This is a genomic window from Rubripirellula obstinata, assembly GCF_001642955.1.
GTDB classification, from domain to species: domain Bacteria; phylum Planctomycetota; class Planctomycetia; order Pirellulales; family Pirellulaceae; genus Rubripirellula; species Rubripirellula obstinata.
On record NZ_LWSK01000020.1, the window covers coordinates 1 to 21,894 of the forward strand.

Annotated in this window: 13 protein-coding genes and 1 tRNA gene; 9 read left to right on the top strand and 5 right to left on the bottom strand. The window is 54.6% G+C overall.

Annotated elements, in window-relative coordinates; genetic code table 11:
- Positions 1-185 precede the first annotated feature (185 nt).
- The 3 genes from RC85_RS07950 to lysS form a co-directional block, all read right to left on the bottom strand.
- Complete coding sequence (locus tag RC85_RS07950) at positions 186-908, bottom strand: ABC transporter ATP-binding protein (RefSeq protein WP_068260872.1); 723 nt, start codon at positions 906-908, stop codon at positions 186-188.
- Positions 909-1,035: 127 nt separating this feature from the next.
- Positions 1,036-2,577, bottom strand: a complete 1,542-nt coding sequence (locus RC85_RS07955; protein WP_068260874.1) for an ABC transporter permease — start codon at positions 2,575-2,577, stop codon at positions 1,036-1,038.
- Positions 2,578-2,822: 245 nt separating this feature from the next.
- Positions 2,823-4,397, bottom strand: coding sequence for a lysine--tRNA ligase (gene lysS, locus RC85_RS07960; protein WP_068260952.1), 1,575 nt, complete (start codon positions 4,395-4,397; stop codon positions 2,823-2,825).
- A gap of 141 nt (positions 4,398-4,538) precedes the next feature.
- Between lysS and RC85_RS07965 the strand changes: the two genes are divergently transcribed.
- The 9 genes from RC85_RS07965 (at position 4,539) to RC85_RS08005 (ending at position 16,241) form a co-directional block, all read left to right on the top strand.
- A complete protein-coding gene (locus RC85_RS07965) occupies positions 4,539-5,036 on the top strand; it encodes a response regulator (RefSeq protein WP_068260876.1) in 498 nt (165 codons plus the stop codon).
- Positions 5,037-5,290: 254 nt separating this feature from the next.
- Positions 5,291-5,617 carry a hypothetical protein gene (locus RC85_RS07970; RefSeq protein WP_149752757.1) on the top strand — a complete coding sequence of 109 codons (327 nt, stop codon included), beginning with the start codon at positions 5,291-5,293 and terminating at the stop codon, positions 5,615-5,617.
- A 32-nt stretch (positions 5,618-5,649) separates the two neighbouring features.
- Complete coding sequence (locus tag RC85_RS07975; RefSeq protein WP_068260879.1) at positions 5,650-6,165, top strand: hypothetical protein; 516 nt, start codon at positions 5,650-5,652, stop codon at positions 6,163-6,165.
- A gap of 3 nt (positions 6,166-6,168) precedes the next feature.
- Positions 6,169-6,251, top strand: a tRNA-Ser gene (locus RC85_RS07980).
- Between the two features lie 1,269 nt (positions 6,252-7,520).
- Positions 7,521-8,579, top strand: coding sequence for a helix-turn-helix domain-containing protein (locus RC85_RS07985; RefSeq protein WP_084422470.1), 1,059 nt, complete (start codon positions 7,521-7,523; stop codon positions 8,577-8,579).
- A complete protein-coding gene (locus RC85_RS07990) occupies positions 8,576-9,625 on the top strand; it encodes an L-rhamnose/proton symporter RhaT (protein ID WP_068260885.1) in 1,050 nt (349 codons plus the stop codon). Before RC85_RS07985 ends, RC85_RS07990 begins: the two co-directional genes overlap by 4 nt.
- Before the next feature lie 160 nt (positions 9,626-9,785).
- Positions 9,786-11,309: an L-fucose/L-arabinose isomerase family protein gene (locus RC85_RS07995; protein WP_238383106.1), complete on the top strand. Its 1,524-nt coding sequence runs from the start codon at positions 9,786-9,788 to the stop codon at positions 11,307-11,309.
- Between the two features lie 153 nt (positions 11,310-11,462).
- A complete protein-coding gene (locus RC85_RS08000; protein ID WP_068260891.1) occupies positions 11,463-15,083 on the top strand; it encodes a family 78 glycoside hydrolase catalytic domain in 3,621 nt (1,206 codons plus the stop codon).
- Positions 15,084-15,557: 474 nt separating this feature from the next.
- The gene (locus RC85_RS08005; RefSeq protein WP_068260894.1) at positions 15,558-16,241 is read left to right on the top strand and encodes a hypothetical protein; all 684 of its coding nucleotides are present in this window, start codon (positions 15,558-15,560) and stop codon (positions 16,239-16,241) included.
- An 818-nt stretch (positions 16,242-17,059) separates the two neighbouring features.
- On the opposite strand, the gene RC85_RS08015 is transcribed toward RC85_RS08005, so the two are convergent.
- Entirely contained in the window at positions 17,060-19,669 is a 2,610-nt protein-coding gene (locus tag RC85_RS08015; RefSeq protein WP_068260900.1) for a glycosyl hydrolase, read from the bottom strand.
- 161 nt (positions 19,670-19,830) lie between these two features.
- Positions 19,831-21,858: a sulfatase-like hydrolase/transferase gene (locus tag RC85_RS08020; RefSeq protein ID WP_160148124.1), complete on the bottom strand. Its 2,028-nt coding sequence runs from the start codon at positions 21,856-21,858 to the stop codon at positions 19,831-19,833.
- Positions 21,859-21,894: the final 36 nt, after the last annotated feature.

The following is a 21,894-nucleotide window of genomic DNA, read 5'->3' on the forward strand; positions in this document are numbered from 1 at the left end:
GGAACAAGTTCTCGACCAGAACGGACCAGCCGAGGTAGGCTTCGGCCACCTCTGGGCGACCTCACCGTTTAAAGTGAACCGGCTTTCACCGATTCACGACTAAGTTCGTGAACCCTGCGGCTCACGCACAAACTCGGCTACACTAAGCTGTGTCGATTATCGAGTTTGGGACAAACTCGGCTACATTAAGCAGCCTGCAACGTCTGCCCACGTGTTTCCAACTGACCATCTTTCATTCGGTGGCACACGTCGGCGTTCTCTGCGATCGATTCATCGTGAGTGATCATCAGGATCGTCAGGCCATCGTTTTGGTTCAGTTCGGCTAGCAGCTTCAGGATTTCTTGGCCCGTTTCGGTGTCCAGGTTGCCGGTCGGTTCATCGGCCAGCAACAACGATGGGTCGGCCATCAGTGCTCTTGCGATTGCCGCTCGTTGCATTTCTCCGCCGCTCATTTCGGACGGCTTGTGGGTCGCTCGATGATTCAAGCCAACACGATCCAGCATCGCTTCGGCGCGTTTACGGATTTCCTTGCGGTTGCAGAAGTAATTCCACAGACTGCGTCCGATCATTTGCGGTGCCATCACGTTTTCGATTGCCGACAATTCTGGCAGCAAGTGATAGAACTGAAAAATGATCCCGATGTCACGGTTGCGAAATTGGTCTCGCCGACGGCGACTAGCATTGTCCATGCGTTCGCCACGAAAGTAGATTTCGCCTCGATCGGGTTGGTCCAAGGTTGCCATCAGGTGCATCAATGTGCTTTTTCCGCTACCGCTGCGACCGACCAAGGCGGTGACCAGACCCGTGCTAACGTCAACATCGACGCCTCGCAGCACGGGAACTTCGATCTTGTCCTTGTGGTAACTCTTGTAGATGCCACGAGCGGATAAAACGATTTCAGAATTCATAGGGTCTTCGCAATTGTGTTTTAGAGTCAGGTATCCCAACCCGAAGCGTGAGCGAGGGATAAAGGATCATCGTTTATCCCTCGCTAACGCAGCGGGTTGGGATGGAGCTCTGTTACCTATTCAAGTCTCACTCAAATCGCAGTGCCCGCACCGGATGCATTCTGGCAGCACGCATCGCTGGCAGCACGCTGGCCATCGCAGCAATCGTCACGGCACCAATCATGACCCACACCAATGTGAACGGATGGATGATCGTTGGAATTTCGTTGAAGTAGTAAACCGTAGGGTCAAAGACCTCTTGTCCGGTAATCTTTTCAATCACTCCGGCGACCTTGTTGATGTTGTCGACAAAGATCAGGCCACCGACCAAGCCGGCACCACTGCCGACAATCCCCAGCAGTAATCCGTAGCTCAAGAAGATGCTCATCACGCCTCCGCCGGATGCCCCGAGTGCTTTCAGCGTGCCGATGTCACGGGTCTTTTCAACAACGATCATGAAGAACGTCGCCAGGATTCCGAAGCCAGCTACTGCGATGATCAAGAACAGCAAGATATTCAGGATCATGGTTTCCAATCGCACGGCGGCAAGCAGCGGGCCTTGCATGTCACGCCAAGTCTGAATGTCCCAAGCAAAAACATCGGGCGGGAAACGACGTCGCAGTGCATCCCGGACCGCGTTCAGGTCCGCGCCGGCGGCAAGTTTCAATTGAATGGTCGTGACGCTGCGTGTTCCGGTTTCTGGCGAAATCATGCCGCGAAATTTTTGTAGCTGATCCAATCGGCAAAAAGCGAACGTGCTGTCGTACTCGCTCATGCCGGATTCGTACATGTCGACGACGGTGAACTTTTGGTTGACGACTTTGATGTCATCGGCCGCACCGGGGAACATCATGCGGACGTCGTCACCGGGCCGGCAATAGAATCGATCCATGACATTGTTTTCCTCGTCACGGTAACGAATACTACAGGTTGAAATTCCCAAAACCAAACCAGGGAACTGATCGACCATGGGGTCAAACTCTTCGGCAACTTGACCGTCGGCACGTTCGCTTAGCACTCCGGGAGCCCCGAAGCTCATCGAAGGTCCTGATGGCAAGTTCTCGGAAACAGCGGGTTGGGTCAGTGCCGCCATCCGCTCTCGTTCAATCTTTAGTTCACGTTCATAAAGAGTCTTTGCGTGTCGATAGTCCCAACCGCTGCGGGGAAAATTGTCACGATCGGGAGCGTAGCCAGTTTTTCGCAGCTCAAACGTTGCGTGATCCTGGTTTTCAGGGTGCAGCAGATAACGACCGAAATGGCTAACAGTGTCATAGGTCTTTGGATCGATGCCGACCAAGTTGACGTGCCGAGTGACCAATTGACCGTTGAAATCAATGCCCAGCATCGCTGGAACGTGGACGGACACAGAGGATCCGGCGATCTGATCGCCACAAACCTCGTTGATTTTGCGAAGCTGTTCGTCAGGATCCGGCATCCCGCCACTGGTGTGACATTCGATCAGGATGTCCGACGCCAAACCGTGTAGCCGGTCATGCATTTCGGCAGAAAATCCCGCCATCACACTGTTCACCACAATCAAAGTCGCCACACCAAGCGTGACACTGATAATCGATGCGAGTGCGATGTAACGAGTTCGCAGATAGCGAAAACACAGTAAAAAACGATACATACGGCCGTTCCTTCGGCAAATTTCATCCGCCCGCCATCCGCTGACGGAGCAATCGCAGTCTAGGGAAGTTCAACCACCGCCGTAAAGCGATGTTTGCCTCGAATCGGTGCGAATGATTTGTGGGATTTTAGATAACCACGGATGGCTTTCGCGGGACCACGGATGATCGCACTCAGCCTACGCGCAAACATCCGTGGTCCCGCGAAAGCCATCCGTGGTTAAACCTTTACCGCACCAGCCACCCATCACTCCGGTCGCATCGCGGGAAACAGAATGATGTCGCGGATCGATCGTTTACCGGTCAGCAGCATCACCAACCGATCGACACCGATCCCCAGCCCGCCCGCCGGCGGCATCGCGTACCGCAGGGCTCGGACGAAGTCGTGGTCCATTTTCGCCATCGAATCCTCTTCGTCCTGGCCCTGCAATTGAGTCTTAAACAACGCTTCCTGCATATCAGGATCGTTTAGTTCGGTGTAGGCATTGGCTAATTCCATGCCCAGGATGAACAGCTCAAACCGCTCGGCAATTTCCGGATTGTCGGACTTGCGTTTGGTCAGCGGACAAATGCTGGCCGGATAATCCATCACAAAAATGGGGCCTTCCAACGTGTCTTCGACCTTGGCCTCGAAGATTTCATTCCGCACCACGTCGGCGTGTTTGCCATCGGTATCCAGACCGATCTTCTTGGCCAGCTCGATGACCGCCGATTCGTCACTGCAATCAACGCCGGTGGCAGCTTGGAAAAGCTCGGCGTAGGTCGATCGTTTGAAGGGAGGCGTAAAGTCGATCGTCTTGCCGTCCCATTCTCGTTTGTAACCGCCGCCGATCGCATCAATGGCGTCGATGATGATCTTTTCAGTCAGATCCATCATCGATCGATAATCACCGTAGGCCTGATAGCACTCCATCAGCGAAAATTCAGGATTGTGCGAAGTGTCGATGCCTTCATTTCGATAGACGCGTCCGATTTCGTAGACACGTTCCATCCCGCCAACCATCAAGCGTTTCAGATGCAATTCCAATGCAATTCGCATGGTTAGCGGCATGTCCAGCGCGTTGTGATGCGTCTTGAACGGACGAGCGGCGGCCCCACCAGCGATCGTGTGCAGCGTTGGCCCTTCGACCTCGCAGAACCCGCCATCGTCCAGCGTCTTGCGCATCGATTTGACGATTTGAGTTCGCTGCAGAAACGTTTCCATCACTCCGTCGTTGAACGCAAGGTCGGCATACCGCATCCGTTGTTTTAGGTCCGGATTTGTGATTCCAGCATGCTTGTCGGGAGCCGGTTCCAGCATCTTGGTGTGGAAGTACAGCTTTTCAGCAAACACCGTTAGCTCGCCGGTGTTGGTGCGTCCCAAGCGTCCTTCGGCACCGATCAGGTCGCCCAGGTCGAACAGGCCCGCGAGTTCAAAATCGCTCTCGCCGACTTGCTTCTTGCCGATGAAGATTTGAATTTCGCCGGTCCAATCTTTAATGGTCAGGAAGAACAATTTTCCCTGTCCACGTTGCAGCATGATTCGCCCGGTCACGCGAATCGTTGGCCCCGATTCTTCACCCGGACCGTTTTCGGACTTCCAGCCACGGTAATCCAACGATTCGTCTTGGAAATCAGGCAGGGCGACTTCGGTGCCATCGGCCTTCGTCCATTTCACTTCACCTGACCGATCGTGACAGCTCTTGATCAGATCGCGATCATCAAACCGTTTGCCAAACGGGTCGATTCCCATCGCCACGATTTTGTTCAGCTTTTCGCGACGTGCAACGCGAGGATCAAGTGTGTCGGGTTCGCCTTGGTTCGTCATCGGAAGGTGATTCATGGGTGAAAAGGGAAGTTTTAGACTCGTTCCGGGATTGTCCAGGTAGCCAGCGAAGTCTGCAAGCCGCAGCATGCTGGGCGCACCCACAATTTAATGGAGGGATCTTGCAGCAGAATCGTGCGACTCGTTAAACAGGTGGTTATGAAAGAATCACAACCCAAGCGATTTGATGAAGCCGGATCATCTGGCAGCTCATCTGGCAGGCAAGCCTCCGTCATTGTCTGGGACGCCAGCCCATTGTCCTTGCTGACGCTGGCCGGGGTCTTGGATACCCAAGGTTACCGGTGCGTCTGTGCTCGTGACTCAGATTCAGCAATGAAAACGCTCGAAATGGGCCGCCAAGATCTGCTGGTTTGCGACGTCGGCGATGATGCAGCGGCCGCATTGGAAACGATCGAGAAAATGCGTTCGGTGCCAAGCTACGAACAATTGCCAGCCGTCATGTTGGCTGACGCTCGCTGGGCTGGCTTGGAAAAAAAAGCGGAAGCCTCTTACCAGCCCACGCGATGTCTGTTCAAGCCGATCGATCCCAATTCTTTGATTGCCGTCGTGGACCAGGTCCTGTGGATGCCTTCGTTGGTGTCCAGCCATCGTCGTCGGGGTTCACGTCCCAGCCGACCGGGCTGGGTTTCGCTTTAGAACGAGCGGCTACTTATAGTCGCCTTTCGCTCCGCGAAAGTGTGATTTGACGCACTTTCGCGGAGCGAAAAACGACATTTATTTTCCGCTCGATCCTTAGCATTCATTCTTTGTCGTTGAGCATAGCTTTTTGATTGCCTTGACCGCCGAGACCCGCGTGGTGTATCCACTCGCATACGGAAGTCGAAACGATCGACTCTCCTTTCAACCTTCAACTTTCACCTCCGATTCAATTTCCCACCAGGAACCCACCGATGCTGCCACGACTGATTCTGTTAACCGCTTTTTTGACGACCTGTTTTGTTGTTTCGGCAAGTGACGTCGGCGCGGCCGAAATCGTGAAGTACCGAGCTGAAAAATGGCAAACCAAGCACATTCACGATGACAAGAAAGCGAAGACCATTTCCACGACGTTGACCAATCTAGGGTGCGACGTCAAGCAGAACGCCCACAACGGACACATCGACGTCCAATACCGATGCCCCAAGTGGAAACAAATGGAATTGAAGACTCACGATGAAGCCCACAAGTGGGAAAAGTGGCTCAAAGAGTACGGCTTCGAAACGCAACACCAGCACTGATTAACCATTCTTTGAGTTTTCCCCTTCCCCCGATGTCTGGAACTGTCACGGCCGCGATCGCAGCCGCTCGCGTCGCCGCCACCGCGGTGCAGCAAGTGGCCAACGTCGTGGCTGAGCAGACGAGTGCCGTGGCTGATAAGGCGACTGATTCGATTAGCTTCAGTGAAGTCTTTCAGGGCAACGAACCGTCTGTCGAGGCACATCAAAGCGCGCCCGACTCAAAAGCTCGACTAGATGAACTGAAGACTCAGTTCGTTGAATCCGCTCGCAAGGTGATGGCATCGGTGATGCCAACTCTGGGGATTGGTCCAGACCAAGCCGTCTCGTTAAGCATTGACGCATCAGGTCGTATTGAGGTCTCAGGCGATAATTCCCAAGCGGTTCGAGACAAGGCGGCCCAGATTGAGGCGATTCTTTCCGCGGATGGCAGCCTGTCACAAATGGCAACTCAGATACTCTCGGCCTCGGGAAACGCCCATGGCACGATTGATTTGCCCGCGACAGACAACTTGACGATTCCGCTGCCGCAAGCCACTATAGGCCGTTGACCCGGAGGATAAGCGAATTGGCAAGCAGACTGATTCGAAATCAGTTGCCGGTTTACCGGTTGCGGGTTCGAGTCCCGTGTCCTCCGCTCTTCTAAACACACCGCCTGAAACCATGGTTTTAGGCGGTGTTTTTTATTGACACATCGCTGTGTGCCACCAGTGTTCCAAAACGAATTGCGTCACGGCGATTTGAAGGGGTGGTTAGGTTCGTCACCGCGGCGTTCTTTGAATTGTTGACGCTTCGAGAAGCTGCCGATGCCCACGCGGCTAAACGAACTGACACGTGTTTTACGGGACCAATACTCTTTACGCGTTGGGTACAGCTCCTGATGGGCTGAACCCTGAGTGCCCCAGCTAAGGAAGGTACGACTTTTTATGGTCGCCTTTCGCTCGGGACGTCGCATCAGTTACTGCGCGTTAGGCCCGGAGGGCCGGCAGCTCCCTGCCGGGTGCGCGAGCACCCGGATGGCTGCCCCACATCAATTCTCTGGCTCGGTTTCGTGGCGTAGCCGCGAAACCGAGACAGAGAATTGGTGAGAGATAACGCTGCCATCCGGGGATTAACATTCCGCGGCAGAGAGCTTCCGTCCCTACCGGGACTATTCACGAACGTTATGATCGCGGATCGATCAACGACAATTTGCATTGATTTGTTCGACTTCCCTCGCGATGAGTAACGCCGTGAGGAGTTTTGGTCCAGTAAAAAACGGCTAAGGAACGTACGACTTTTTAGAGTCGCCTTTCGCTCGGGACGTCGCATCAGTTACTGCGTCTTAGGCCCGGAGGGCCGGCAGCTCCCTGCCGGGTGCGCGAGCACCCGGATGGCTGGCCCACATCAATTCTCTGTCTCGGTTTCGCGGCGTAGCCGCGAAACCGAGACAGAGAATTGGTGAGATATAACGCTGCCATCCGGGGATTTACATCCCCGGCAGAGAGCTTCCGTCCCTCCCGGGACTATTCACGAACGTTATGATCGCGGATCGCAGAGAGCTTCCGGCCCTCCGGGACTATTCACCAGCGTTATGATCGCAGATCGATCAACGACAATTTGCATTGATTTGTTCGACTTCCCTCGGGATGAGTGACGACACCAATCCGGCAATAATTAACACGACGTCCCCTGCGAAAGGCGACACTTATTCCCCGCTCGTTCTTAGGGAAATACCGGAAAGTTATTTCGGGACAGTTCCTAAGCTTGCTGTGCTAGGTCGAACCTTCTGTTGCGAGGCCTCATTTTGCGACGTTTTTGAGGGAGTTGCGAACGAGGTGTTCCAATAGGATTTTGCGATGAAAAGCTATTGTCTACTCTTTGGCGATAGACTTGTCGCTGTTTCCGTGCCTCGTTTTGCGACGCTTTGTCGCCGCCTCGATTTGCATCTTCGTTCGCCGAACTTAGACTCTGGCGTTGGCTTGTCGTTTGTCATCAAGTCACAAGCAAAGGTGATGCACCCTCTGGATCCTGGTTTTCTAGTTTGCAAGCTCCGTTCGATTTTCATCACTACCTGCCCATCAACGATGCGGACTTGCTATCGGGGCTTTACCTGATCGGTGGAGGACGACGCCGGATCGTTTCGGGGGCGACTTATCCTCCCGTCGAACATCCGGGGGTCTATCAATTTCAGTGGAGCCAAGGTCGTGAATTGCCGGAGTATCAGATTATCTTGCTGTCCGACGGAGGTGGTGAGTTTGAATCCAAACCGACCGGGACGATGAAATGGAATGACGCGGCACTGGTGATTCTGTTCCCAGGCGTCTGGCATCGTTACAAGCCGAAACCCAAACAAGGCTGGACCGAACGTTGGATCTCGATTCACGGCCAGGACGTGCCCACGATTTTTGATGAAGGTGGTTTAAGTCCTGAGCACGCGGTCATTCCGCTTAGCAACGTCGAATGGTGCGAGCAGACTTTTGACACCGTGCTGCAGCGAATCGCAAGTGAACCCACCGGCCAGTCGGCTGCGCTTCGGATCGGAGCGATGCAGGTGATGGCCGTTACGCTGGACCACGTTCCCGCCAAAAGCAACCTGCCGCCGGACGAACCTCTCAGCCGCGTCAAAGACTCTGTCCTCAATCAAGTCAGCGATGAACTTGTCAAAGACGCGGTGAGTTTGATTTGGACGCAAAGCCATCGCCGGATGACCGTGGACCATTTGGTTTCGCAGTTGCCGTGTACCCGTCGAACTCTCGAACGCCGATTCAGCACAGAACTCGGTCACACGATCCTGGATGAAATCAATCGTTGTCGGCTGACGCGTGCGAAGATGATGCTGAAACAAACCACGCTGCCAATCAAGTCGATCGCCTACATGTCTGGTTTTGGCGATCAAGAACGATTGCGAGTTTTGTTGCATCAAGACGAACATTGTAGCCCCAGCGAATATCGCGAACGTTCTCACACCCAAGAATCAACATGACCCCCAACCCCGCACTGGGCATTTTACTGCACGCGATCGGCGGCCTGGCCGCGGCCAGTTTTTATGCGCCGCTAAAGAAGGTTCGGCGTTGGCAATGGGAGAGTTTTTGGTTGGTGATGGGACTGGCCGCTTGGTTGATCGCGCCATGGGTGGTCGCCTTCATCACGACGCCCGATTTGATCAACGTGCTGATGCAAAGTCCCTCGCGTGCTTGGCTGTTGTGCATCGTCTTCGGGCTGCTTTGGGGGCTGGGCAATTTGACGTTCGGATTGTCGGTGCGATACCTCGGCATGGCACTCGGTTACAGCGTCGCGCTCGGGTTTTGCATGGTCTTCGGCACCCTGTTGCCGCCGATCGTTGACGGTAGCGCTGGCGAAATTTTGGCGACGACATCCGGCCAAGTGATCGTCGGCGGCGTGCTAACCTGCTTGGTCGGAATCGCCCTTTGCGGTTGGGCAGGCATGGGCAAGGAGTCCGAGCTTTCCGAGGAAGAGAAGACTGACGCGAATAAAGAATTTGCGATCGGCAAAGGGTTCGCGGTCGCGTCAGCGGCGGGCATTTTGAGTGCTTGTTTTGCGTTCGGTTTGGCCGCCGGAAAACCCATCGCGGATTTGTCGGTCGCCAAAGGAACGTCGCCGATCTTTTCCAACAACGCGACGCTTGTTGTGATTCTGTTGGGCGGCTTCGCCAGCAACGCGGTTTGGTGTTTGATTCTGAACGCTCGCAACGGATCGTTTGGCGATTACCGTTCGGGACCGCTCGGTTCCCAAGCGATCAACTACGGCTTGTCGATGTTGGGTGGCACGATTTGGTACGGACAATTCTTTTTCTATGGCATGGGATCGACCAAGCTCGGCGAGCAGTTTGAGTTTTCAAGTTGGTCGATCCACATGGCTTTCATCATCATCCTGAGCAACTTGTGGGGAATCATTTTCCACGAATGGCGAGGCACCAGCCGCGGTACACGCCGGCGAGTTTGGGCGGGCATCGCCACGCTGATCGCATCGACGATGGTGATCGGATGGGGCAATTACTTGGCGGGGTAATGTTGCAAACACGACTCGAGCTTCATCACAACCCGAAGCGTAAGCGAGGGATCGCCGCCTATCCCTTGCTCACGCAGCGGGTTGTGATTTGGAGGCGTCCCTTGCTCACGCGTCGAGTTCCGATCCCCAAACACTTCCAACCAACATCCTTCACTCTTCATTGACGAACGCAAACATGGAAACATTCAAACCGATCAAACCCGCCAAGCGTCCTCGCATCGGACTCTACTCACTCGGGCACGCGCACTACTGGAACCAATTCGACGGCCTACTTGATCGGTTGCTTGGTTACAACCGATTTATCGCCGAACGGATTGGCGAGTCGGCGGAGGTTTGTAACGCCGGCATGATCGACGGCGACGAAGGTGCCCGCCAGGCGGCCGAGCAATTCAACGCTGCTGGTGTTGATTTGATCTTTTGTCACGCGGCCACCTATGCAATGAGTGCTTCGCATCTTGCGATCGCGCGGACGTGCAAGCGGCCGGTGGTTGTGTTGAATTTGCAACCGACCGCGGCGATGAACTACGACGCCACGACGACCGGCGAATGGCTGGCGCACTGCGTCGGATGTTGTGTCCCGGAAATCGCTAACGCCTACAACCGCAGCGGCATCGACTTTCACTTGGTTTCAGGGCTGTTGGGGCTTTCGCAAACGCCGGCGATTTCTTTGGCCGACGAAAACACCGCCGACCATCCCGAAGCGATCAAAGCTTGGGATGAAATCGACGCTTGGGTCAAAGCCGCGGCGGTCAAGCGAACGTTGGACGACGGACGAATGGGATTCCTGGGGCACACCTACCCAGGCATGCTGGATATGTACAGCGACTTTACGATGATGTCGGCGCAAACCGGCATGCACGTCGAAGTGTTAGAAATGTGCGACTTGGAAAAGATCTTGCAATCGGTGACGCCGTCCGAAACGCAATCGAAACTGGATCAAACGCATGCCATGTTTGAACTCAGCGAAGATTCGCCGGCCGATCCGTTGGCCCGCAAACCCAAACCCGAGCAATTGGATGTTGCCTGCCGGGTCGCGGTGGCTCAAGAAAAACTGGTTCATGAATTTGATCTCGATGCGTTGACGTATTACTACCGCGGCAGTGAAGGCAACTCGCTACAGCAATTGCAAGAAGCGTTCATCCTGGGACACTCGTTGTTGACCGCTCAAGGCATCCCGTGCAGTGGCGAGGGCGATATGAAGACGGCGGTTGCGATGAAGATCTGCGACATCCTTGGCGTCGGCGGCAGCTACAGCGAATTGGTGGCGTGCGATTACAACCACGACACAATCATTTTGGGTCACGACGGTCCGTTTCATATCGGGATCGCCGACGGCAAACCGATCCTCCGCGGCATGGGCTTGTATCACGGCAAGTGGGGCACCGGTGTCAGCGTCGAAGCGACGGTGCAAAAGGGTCCGGTCACGATGCTGAACCTGACGCAAACCGGTGATGGCAAGTTGCGGATGATCGCCAACCAGGGTGATGCCATCGAGGCACCGGTCTTGAAGATTGGCAACACGATGACGCACGTCAAATTCGACCGCGGCCCCAGCGAAATGATGAACCAGTGGTTTGCGTTGGCACCGACTCATCACGCCGCGATGAGCGTTGGCCACAACCGGTTGCAATTTGAAAAAGTCGCCAAGCTGATGAACATCGAATTTCAAGTCGTCTCGAAGTGACGGGGCTTTCCCGGTAGCGAAACTCGCCAAGAGTTTCGGCTGGCATGGTGACTTGCCGAAAGTCTTGGCGACTTTCGCTACATCTTTCGTCGTCAGACTACCGGGCTACTCGATCAGCAATCGCTTCCGACTCTTCAAACAGACTTACAAAACATGAACCTAAAACAAACTGCATCACTCGTCGTATTGCTGTTGTCGATGCCGACACTTTGCATGGCCGACACTTCGTCGATTGCAACCGATCTTCGGACCGACAATCGCGTCAATCCAATTGGCATCGATCGGCAGCCCGTCATGCTGTCTTGGCGGATGGAAGCGGGGGGTCGCCAGGGTGCCGCGCAAAAGGCCTACCAAGTGGTGGCGGTGACCCAAAAAACCGGGCAGCAAACTGGAGCGGTTCTGTGGGACTCAGGGAAAGTAGCTGAGAGTCGAAGTCATCAGATTGCCTACGGCGGACCCGCGCTGCAACCCGGTCAGCGAATCTACTGGCGTGTCAAAATCTGGGACGAGAACGACAGGCAAAGCGAATGGTCCAAACCGGCTTGGTTCGAGGCCGGATTGTTGGAGGATCAGAACTGGGACGACGCCCAATGGATCGGCGACACCCGCGATCACCGTGCGCCGGAGCCTGCACCGGCGGAGTTGATGGGGCCTTGGATCGGAACGGCCGACGGCAAAACGTTTGACTCCCTGGAAGTCAATTTCGATCTGCCGAGCAAGCCGATCGTGACGGCTCAACTGCATCAGTACTTTCCGCAAGGCAAGAATTTGCCGCGAACCGTGTGGGTAAACAAAGACAACGCAGCGGGCCTTCCGCGAGGCCGATCGTATGAGGGTTTTCGCAAACGGTTTGGTTCGCGCAGTATCGGTCCGATGGACATTGCCACTGACCTCGTTCCTGGACAAAACAATCGTATCGAAATCGAAATTCGTCGGCCTGCCAATGCGATGACCATTGGCATGCAGATCGTCTTCGCCGACGGCACCGAGCAGCTTGTTCAATCCGGTGACCAATGGAAAGTTTCCTCCGGCGGAAAAGACGCGGTCATGGCAACCGTCTTGGACGCCTACGACGGTTCAAAATTCGGCACCACCATTTCGCATCATCAATCCAGTCACGGTCCGGTGTGGATGCGAAAGGGACTAACAGTCAAGGACGACCTTGTTCGTGCGCGGCTGTATCTATGTGCTCTGGGCCAAGGACTGACTTACATCAATGGCGAATTGGTCGATGACGTATTTTTCTCGTCACCGCAATCCGACTACGAAGAGTTCGCGTACTACACCGCCCACGACATCACGTCGATGCTGACGCCCGGTGACAACGCCTTGTCGGTTCTGCTGGACAGTGGTTGGTACCATCAGGTCGGCGGATTCAGTACCGCTTTTTCGTACGGTCACCCCGGCCTGATCGCCAAGGTGTCGTTGGAATACGGCGACGGATCAACCCAAACGGTCCTTAGCGACGACAGTTGGCAGTGGAGGGAAAGCGAGATCGTTCTTTCCAATATCTATCGGGGAGAACGCCTCGACTATCGTTTGCAACATGACTCGTGGAAGAGCGTTGATGAGCAAGAGGGTTGGAAGGATGTCCAGACGCTGCCGCCGCGTTCGCCCAAGCTGGTCGCGATGGATGTCAATCCGGTCAAACGCAACGAGCAACTGCCGGTGGTTCAGCAATGGCAAACCGGCGAGAAGACGTGGTTGTTTGATTTTGGCCAAACCATCCACGGAACCGTTCGGTTGAAGTTCAACGAGCCAGCGGACTCCGTCGTGCGGCTGCGCTATACCGAGTACGCCGAGGATGGTGTGCTGGAAAACGTTCCGCTGAGCCATTGGATTTGTCACGGCGTGATGCAATACGACGAACTGATCTGCGACGGAAAGCCGCGAGTGTATGAGTCGATCTTCAATCCAAAATCGTTCCGATTCGTTGAAGTCAGTGGTCTGTCGCAACCGCCGCCGGCGGGCGAACTGGTGGCCTACACCGTTCACACCCAAGCCGACACTCTGGCCGCGTTTGAATCGTCGGATTCGATGTTGAACCGGCTGTTTGAAAACGGAGTCCGCACGTTTCAAAACTATGTCAATCACATGTCAGGCGACATGCCTCGCGAACGCTGTTTGTGGGGACTGGAATCCATCTACTCGTTCGACACCGCGGTTTGCACCTTCGATTGGCAGAACAACCACCGCCTGATGAACACGTTGTGGTGGACCGGACGCAAGACCAAGGAGAACCTGCCGGGGCACATCGGTGTGGGGCTGCGAATATCGACCTACACCAACTCGTTCAACTGGAGCGCCACGCCGCTGTTGTTGACTTCGCGGATCTTGGAGTTCTTTGAAGACGCCGAACCAACGCGGTTGTACTATCAACAAGCAAAAGATTTCCTGAGCTTCTATGAGAACAACTGCGACGAAAACTACTATCCCGTCCACCAACAACTCGCCGATCATGCGGCACCGTTCGGCGTCCCACGCAGCCCGCGCAACGCAGGCATCATCGCTCGCATGACGTTCTTCGATTCGCAGCGGCGTTTCGCAGCGATGGCTGATGCAATGGAAAAGCCCGACGACGCCGCGCATGCCCGCGACTATGCCGACAAGATTCATGCGGCCATCATGCGAGACTACGACGCCAAGAATCATACCTTTGGCAACGCGACCTACGACAGTTTGGCATTGTCGTACAAGATCATCACCGACCCAAAAGAATGCCAAGCGGTTGCTTCGTCGATTGCGGACGCTTACCGAAAAAACGGGCACAAGTACGACGGCGGATTCATGAGCTATGAGGTCTATCCGATGCTCGCGAAATACGGATACGTCGAGGATGCCTACAAGATGCTGGTCAACACGGACTATCCCGGGCCAGCTTGGTCGGTGGAGCAATACGATGCGACGACTTACTACGAGCTGTACAGTGTTGATCGCGAAATTCAAATGAAGGTTGGGCAAAACTTCTGGGCGTTCGGGCATCCGACGGGCTGGATGATCAAATCGCTCGCCGGTCTCGGGTACGATCCAGACCAACCGATGGGACGCGGCATGATTTTGTCACCGAAGGTTCCGCGATCCGGAAAGCTTGACCATGTCGCGGCCAGCTTGCAGACTCCCGCGGGCATCGCCAAAAGCCATTGGACCTACGATGACGGCGTGTTCGATTGGAGCTTTACCGTTCCAGCCAACGCGGTCGCGGAGGTTCACATTCCCGCCGATGACGTCGCCTCGATTCGGGGAGTCGACGAAATGAAAAAACTTCGCGACGAAGATAACACCAGCGTCTACGAAGCTGTCGCGGGAACCTATTCGATCCAAAGCAAGCTGATGGAACGTCAACCGGACGCCGGCGGTCCACCGATCCCATCCGGTGGCGTCAACGAATGGATCGTCAGCAAAGGCTGTGAAAAAGGCGTGTCCGAGGGCGCGATGACCGTCACAGCCGGCCCGACCGCCACGCAAACACTGACCGCCAGGTTGCCCGATTTCAAAAGCGGCGACAATCGTGTTTCGTTCCGAATGAAAACGCCAGCCACGGGCAAGGCGCAGGTGTTGTTGAAATCGGGAACACGTGGAAAACGATTGACGACGAAGGTGGAATTTGAACTGGGCGAACCCGACCAATGGAAAGACTACTCCATCGAGATCCCCAAATTTGAAGGCAAGCCCTTCAGTCTGTGGATCGGCCTCACCACCGCCAAAGCACCACTGAGCCTCACCGACATCGAACTGCAATCCGGTGGCAAGGCAGTCAAGAGATGGGAGTTCTAAACGACCGCCATGCAAGAAACGCTGCGTGATCGATGACTCGGGCGTGGCATCGTTCACGGCGTCGGGTTGCTACACAACGCCGAGAAGAGTTTTTATCCAGGAAAAACGCATTGTTTTGTTTAGCCGCGTGGGCATCGCCCCGCGCGTTTCGTTCCGGGTGGACGCGCGGGGCGATGCCCACGCGGTTAAACAATTTAGAAACCCTTCACGGCGTCGGGTTGCTACACCCTCAGGCACCAAAGTTTTCTGTATTCACCCATTTGTGGCGTGGCTGTGGAAGAGTGACGGAAAGCCGACGACAGTATGGCGGGCAAGTCAGCAGGTTTAGTCTTTTTCCATAAATTCCCAGGCCTCAGCAGGGTTAGATTAGGATTACTCACGGACAGTATCAGCGGAGGGAGAGTGTTCCTCCGATCGGTCTTGTAAGACTGATCCAAATCCCTATTGATGATCTGTTTTTGCGGACTGAAACCTATGAAAACTAGCCCCTTTTGCGCTGTCGTGCTGCTGACCGTTGCGTTCGCCTCTATCCTTTCCACCCAGCAAGCGACTGCTGAAGAAACGGTGCTGGTCGACAGCACTTATGAACATGGCAACGGCAGCTTTGAATTTGACGATTCTGGCGAGGCTTTGACTGACAAAGGCCAGCCGGGTGCTTGGGTGGGTGCCGGTGAGTTAACGATCGATGGAACCGACACCATTGCAGCAACGACCCGTGTGACCGCGACAAAGACGGTTGCCTCCGACGGTAGTTTTTCGCTTCAGGTTCGTCCAAATCCCGCGGAGCGATCGCCCGCTGGCGGGATTTTGGACACCGGCTATGCACTGAAACAAGGGGATCAATTGAACCTAACGTTTGATTGGCAAAAGACAGACAATTTTGTCGGTGGGGCTAAGTTTGATGTGTTTGTCTTTACTTCCAGTGACGACTCGCTCGATGGAACCTTAACTTCGATCGCCAGCAAGACGTTTGCGATGGGACCACCTCAAAAGGAGTTCGAATCTGCGTCGTTCGCGCCAGGCGACTTCACGATCACCGATGCGAACGTGGGCAAGAAAATTTACCTTTCGTTCAGCGCGGGTGGTTACACCCGTGCATCGAACAGTTCGCGATTCAATATCGACAACATTCGCTTCACCGCTGAATCCAGTCCCTGAGCTATCAAGAGGCCAGATTGGCGACGCAAGGCCGAAGGTTCGCAGCCTTTGGGACTGTCGGAACAATAAGTGGCGTAGCGAAACTCGCCAAGAGTTTCGGCAACTCAAACCGAAAGTCTTGGCGACTTTCGGTACCTATTGTCCCGCCACTTGTTGCTCGACGGTCCTTACTGCCAGCCAGCATCAAGTTGCTTGCTGGGGGAGCGATACCAATCACTACACAAGTCAATCGCGTACCATTTGACCTCCCCGATTGGGAGGTCAAACTTGTGTAGACACCAATGCCCTTTTGGAGAGTCGAGCCAAAGGAACTGTCCTGAAACAAGTTCCGTATTTGGCGAAATCTTTCGTAGCTGGGCCCGCCAGGGTTCAGTCGGGTGCAGCTAATGATGGACTGAACCCTGGCGGTCCCAGCTACGGGGAAAACCGGGAAGTTATTTCGGGACAGTTCCAAAGCGAGGAGAGGGAACGGCTGGGCTGAAGAAAATCGGGCTTGGTGAACTTGTAGCAACCCTTAAAAGTAGGCCGTAGCGAGCTCCAGCGAGTTACGGCGGTGCGCACGATGCCGTAACTCGCTATGGCTCGCTACGGCCTACATGCTGGCGACCAGGCAAATGTGCGGTTGCCACAATGTTTCCCGGCGTTCCAATTCGTATTGTCTGCCATGGTGCAGCTTGCCCAATTTGCTGCGTTGCAATGATTTTCATCAGGCCAGGGAACGGCCCTCCCCGGCCGCCCGAACGTCGGATCCTGCCGCTGCGCAGCAGGATGAAAGATCGAACAGCAAATGGTTGACATCAATGGACTAAAAAATTGCACTACCTTCCAATCAGGAAGATCGATTCATTTGGTTTCAGAATGATCTTTACCTTGGTGATGGGCTCGGTTCCATTCTTTCCGTGTGAGAATTCAGCCGAATCAATCTCGCCAGTGTGTGGATTCCACCGCTGCGGCTCTAGCGTCCCACGAAGTTGCACCCAGGAATGGACCGGGCGTTTGTTCAAGTTAGCGAAGAAGTAGATCTCTTTTCCGTCGTATACCTTGTGGATGTACCGGAGTTCTTTGCCGACCTCGAATTCGACGTCATAGGCGTCCACCATTTTGTCGAGATTCTCTCGCAGACTTTCGGCGGTCGGCCTTTCCAGGTACACGGCGGTGCCGCCATTGTCGTTGGTGGACGCGATCGTGGGCTTCGCGACCGAACCCGCTGGAGCCTCGCCATCGAGCGTGACGGAGAACTCGGCAATCGAGACGCTGCCACCTTTGACAGTATCGAAGCATCCGCGGACCTTGGATGTGATCACTTTTTCTAGTTTGTGCGTTTTGTTCCCGAGCCTCGTTCCACCAGCCCAATCAACCCACTGGCCGCTGTCGTGATATTGAATTCGATAAGACTGAGTGCGGTTGAACAACTCCGCAATCTGGATCTGATTGACGGCGACTTCGTCTTTGAATGAAACTTCCAGCCACTGGTCGCCGAACGTGCCATTTTTGGCATTCCACCGCGTTTCCATCGAGCCGTCAAACGCCAATTCAGATCCGTAACCAGGCCATGCACTGGAGGACGCGAAGGGAGATTTTGCCTTGCCAAGCGGGGCTTCCGGAAACATGGTCTGGATCGTCGCCACGACGTCATTATCGTGTCCAAATTCCGCTGATTTGGACGGCAACGTGCCGGTGGCGATCACCTTTCCGCCCTGGTCATAAAAGTCTTTGATCTTTTTCAGGTTGGCCCAACCGATCGTTGTGTGCCCGGGAATGATCATGACTTTGTAGTTTTCAAAGTTGACACGGTTGGCCATCTTCAACGTGTCGCCTTGCACGGTACAACGTTCGCTCAAAGCTTCGGGATGAAGGAACGTGTAGTCTCTGCCGATCTTGGTGGCCAGCAATTCGCCAATGTCCACGTAGTCAAGTTCGGGAATCTCGACGCCGCCATGGTAGTCTCTCAATGGGCCGTCCATTTGGTGCTCGCCCTGCATGGTCGCAATCGGATACAAGACGGCGATATCCGCAACGTGCCGTCCGTGGTTTTGTAGCAAGACGTTCAAACGACCCATGTACTGATTGTATTGCTTCAGTCCGTCAACATACTTCGGGTGACGCCATGAAAGCTCCGGTTTAAACGCCACCTTATCGTCGTCATACCAGACGGCGTGGGGAATCAATTGATTGATGCCCTTGGTGTATTGATCCATGGCGACCTGATAGAGCCTGGTAAAACTGATATCGCCCATCGCACCGTAGGTTTCCGACATGACAAGCGCCTTGTCCCAGTTGTAAGCGGCGGAGCTGATGACTTTGTAAACACGTTCCGCCGCCCGTCCGCCGATTTTGTCCACACCGGGAATGTCCTGGTGTTTGAAAGACAGCATCAGATCGCCAGAGATCGCGGTTTGGTTGACGACTTCTTCTTGGTCTTGATGCCCTGTCGCGGTAATGCCATGGTCCGTACACCAATCTTGGACGACTTTCGGAAAACCGGTCGCGTAGAGTTCCGCTCGGAAACCAAACAGATAGGCCCTCGCCGCCTCGGTTTCTTCACCGATGTCGTACCACAACGCCGGGTAATAGGGTGCCGGATCGAAGTCATGTTTGGCGATGAACTTTTCGTTGAACGCGTTTGTCCATACACGACCACCTTCATGGTAAATCGTTGGTTCGTCAAAGAACGCGCCGTCAATGGTCGTGCCGAAATACTGCTTAAAGCGATCGTAGTACTGCTGGTGAGTCATGTCGACGAACAATTGACATGCCTGCGGATCCAAGTAATCACAAAGCGCGTTGTTGGTCTTGACGCAACGAAACGTCATGATTTTCCACGTTCCCTCGGGGACGTTCACTGACAGCGATCCATCGTTCACCCGGCTGGTCAGATTGATGCGTTTCTTCGATGACACTTCCATCGCGACGATCGCCATCAACCGGCCTTGATCTGGTACCGCCGACGTATGGTTGGCCGGACCGGTGACGGTTTCTTCCGTTTTATCTAGCCGCTTGATCGTGTGGTTTGGATACTTGTTTTTGAAACGAGCGACTCCATCCCCGTGACGACCACCCGCACTTCCACTGGGGAATCCGAACTCGTCATACAGACACATCGTCATGCCAAGTTCTTTGGCTTTTTCCAGAGCTGCTTCATACACCTGGAAGTACTCTTCGCTTAGATATTCGGGTTGGAATTCACCGTCTTTTGAACGATTGAAGGGCAGAATCCCAAAGCCGCCATAGCCCGATTGATCGCGAGCTTGCTGCATTTGTTCCCTCACGCCCTCCACCGTCACCGGCGCGTCCGCCCAAAACCATAGCGGGCGAGTGGCGTATTTCAGCGGCGGATTGACGAAGTCACTCTTGACGGCGGAATCGTCTGCCGTCGCGGTGGCTGAAAGTATCAGCAGCGCGAGCAATGATTTTAGATGCGTTCTCATGGTGAATTCTCTATTGTTGGTTTTCTTGTTGTTCCGGCAGGCCGTTAGGCGATCGGCAAATGAGAATCTACCGTAGTGGATCTTGTTAAAGGTCCCTGTGCTGAAGGATCTTTAACAAGATCCACTACCGCAGGTAGGATCCCACGTGCCAATCGCCAGCTTCAGTCCTGTTCAAGCGTCACTGAAAATTCCGCGATCGACACGCTACCGCCGCGGAGTTGGTCCAGGCAAAGACGAACCTTCGACGTGGTCACTGTTTCCAATTTCAGTGTCTTTTTGCCCAACCGCTTTCCATCCGCCCAATCCACCCACTGCCCGTCTTTCCAACTTTGGATACGGAACGCTCGAACTCGGTTAAATGACTCGATCACATCGACTCGGTTGACTTCTCTGGGCGAGTCAAAGACGACTTCGAGCCATTGGTTCCCGCCCGATCCTTTTGCTGAATTCCAGCGGGTGTCTGGATTTCCATCGACCGCCATCTCTGCCGAATTCTTACCGTCCCACTCTGTCGATGCGTTGATCTCGATTTTGCCCATCGCACCAACACGTGACGCTTCCGCATCGCCGGCGGACTGAAGATTCCTGGCCTCTTCCCGATACCGATCATTCATCTGCTCCCACAACGCGGTCAGCTCTTCAAGTTTGTCGGGGTGTTGAGCGGAAAGGTCATTCGTTTCCGACCGATCCTGTTCCAGATTGTAAAGCTCCCAACGATTGCGGTCGATTTTGGCTGAAACCAATTTCCAATCTCCCTGGCGCAGTCCACGATTTCCCGCGTGCGAGAAAAAGACAGGTCGGTCACGGGCAGTGGAAAAGGTCTTGCGGTCAAAAACCGATGCAAAACTCTCACCGGTCCATTCAGGAGATTTTGGATTCAGGTTTGCATCATCAACGCCCGCGACCTCCAGCAACGCGGGGACAAAGTCCACGACGTGGCCAACCCGATCGGTGATGCGTCCGCGAAGTTCAGCATGAATGCCGTCGGGCCAATGGGCAATCAGCGGCGTCGCCACACCACCTTCGTGGGTCCATATCTTGTACCGACGAAACGGCGTGTTGGCGAGCGACGCGAAACCAGGCCCCAGGCACAGGTGCGTATCGGCTCCGCCCATCTCGGCGGTCGGGTCATGGACCACTTTGCCGCGACCGTACGAGCCATACATTTCTGCGCTCGCCCCATTGTCGGACAAAAACAAAACCAGAGTATTGTCAAAGTCGTCCATCGCCTTGATCTGGTCCATCACTCGACCAAACGCCTGATCCATGTCGTCAACCATCGCCGCGTGAATCTGCATTTTGACGCTTTGGAATTCCTGCACATCCTTTGATAGTTCATCCCAAGCCGCGGCATTGTAAATTTCGTTCGGGCCAAAAATCATTTCGCCGTCGGGGCCCTTGGTGATTCCTGTCGCTTCGATCTGAGGTTCCAAGGGAGCATTCGACCAGTTTTTCGGGAAGCCTTTTTCTTTCATCCGATGCAACCTCTGGTCACGAAGTTGGTCCCATCCCGCCTGATACACTCCGCGGTACTTTTCGATGGTCTCCGGCTTCGCGTGCAGCGGCCAATGCGGAGCATAAAATGCGAGATACCCGAAAAACGGTGCGTCGGAATGGTTCTGCTGATGGTCCTGCAAATAGTCGACCATGCGGTCAGCCATCGCATCGGTGTCGTAAGCCGGCTGGTGTGGATAAGGTCGATCGTCTTGGGTGACACGCCGAGGCCGAAAATGGTTTTCGCCGGTGTGGAATGCAAGGGAGTGATCGAAACCCGCGTCGGCACAAGCATTGGGCAGCGTCTGAACATGCCATTTCCCGGTGTGATAAGAACGATAACCTTTTTGACGCAGCAGCTTGGGTAGTGGAGTCAGACGTTGTTGGATCAAACGCATTTTGTCTTTTGCGGTCTTGGGCGGTCCGCCGGTGATCTGGTCCAGGTGAAACCCGGTCAATAAACTGGTACGACTCGTCCAGCACCGCGCGGTGTTGTAAAAATTGCTGAACCGCAAACCGTCGTTCGCTATCGCATCGAGATGGGGCGTCTCGATTTCAGAGCCGTAGCAACCCAGGTCCGAGAACCCCATGTCATCGACAAGAACGATGAGGATATTTGGCGGTTCACTGGCATTGACCGAAGTAGTGGTCGCTCCCATCAGTAGCGCCAGCAGCGTGGTTGTCCAACGAATCATGACGAAGTCTTTCATAGCCTGATGGCGGTATTGGTT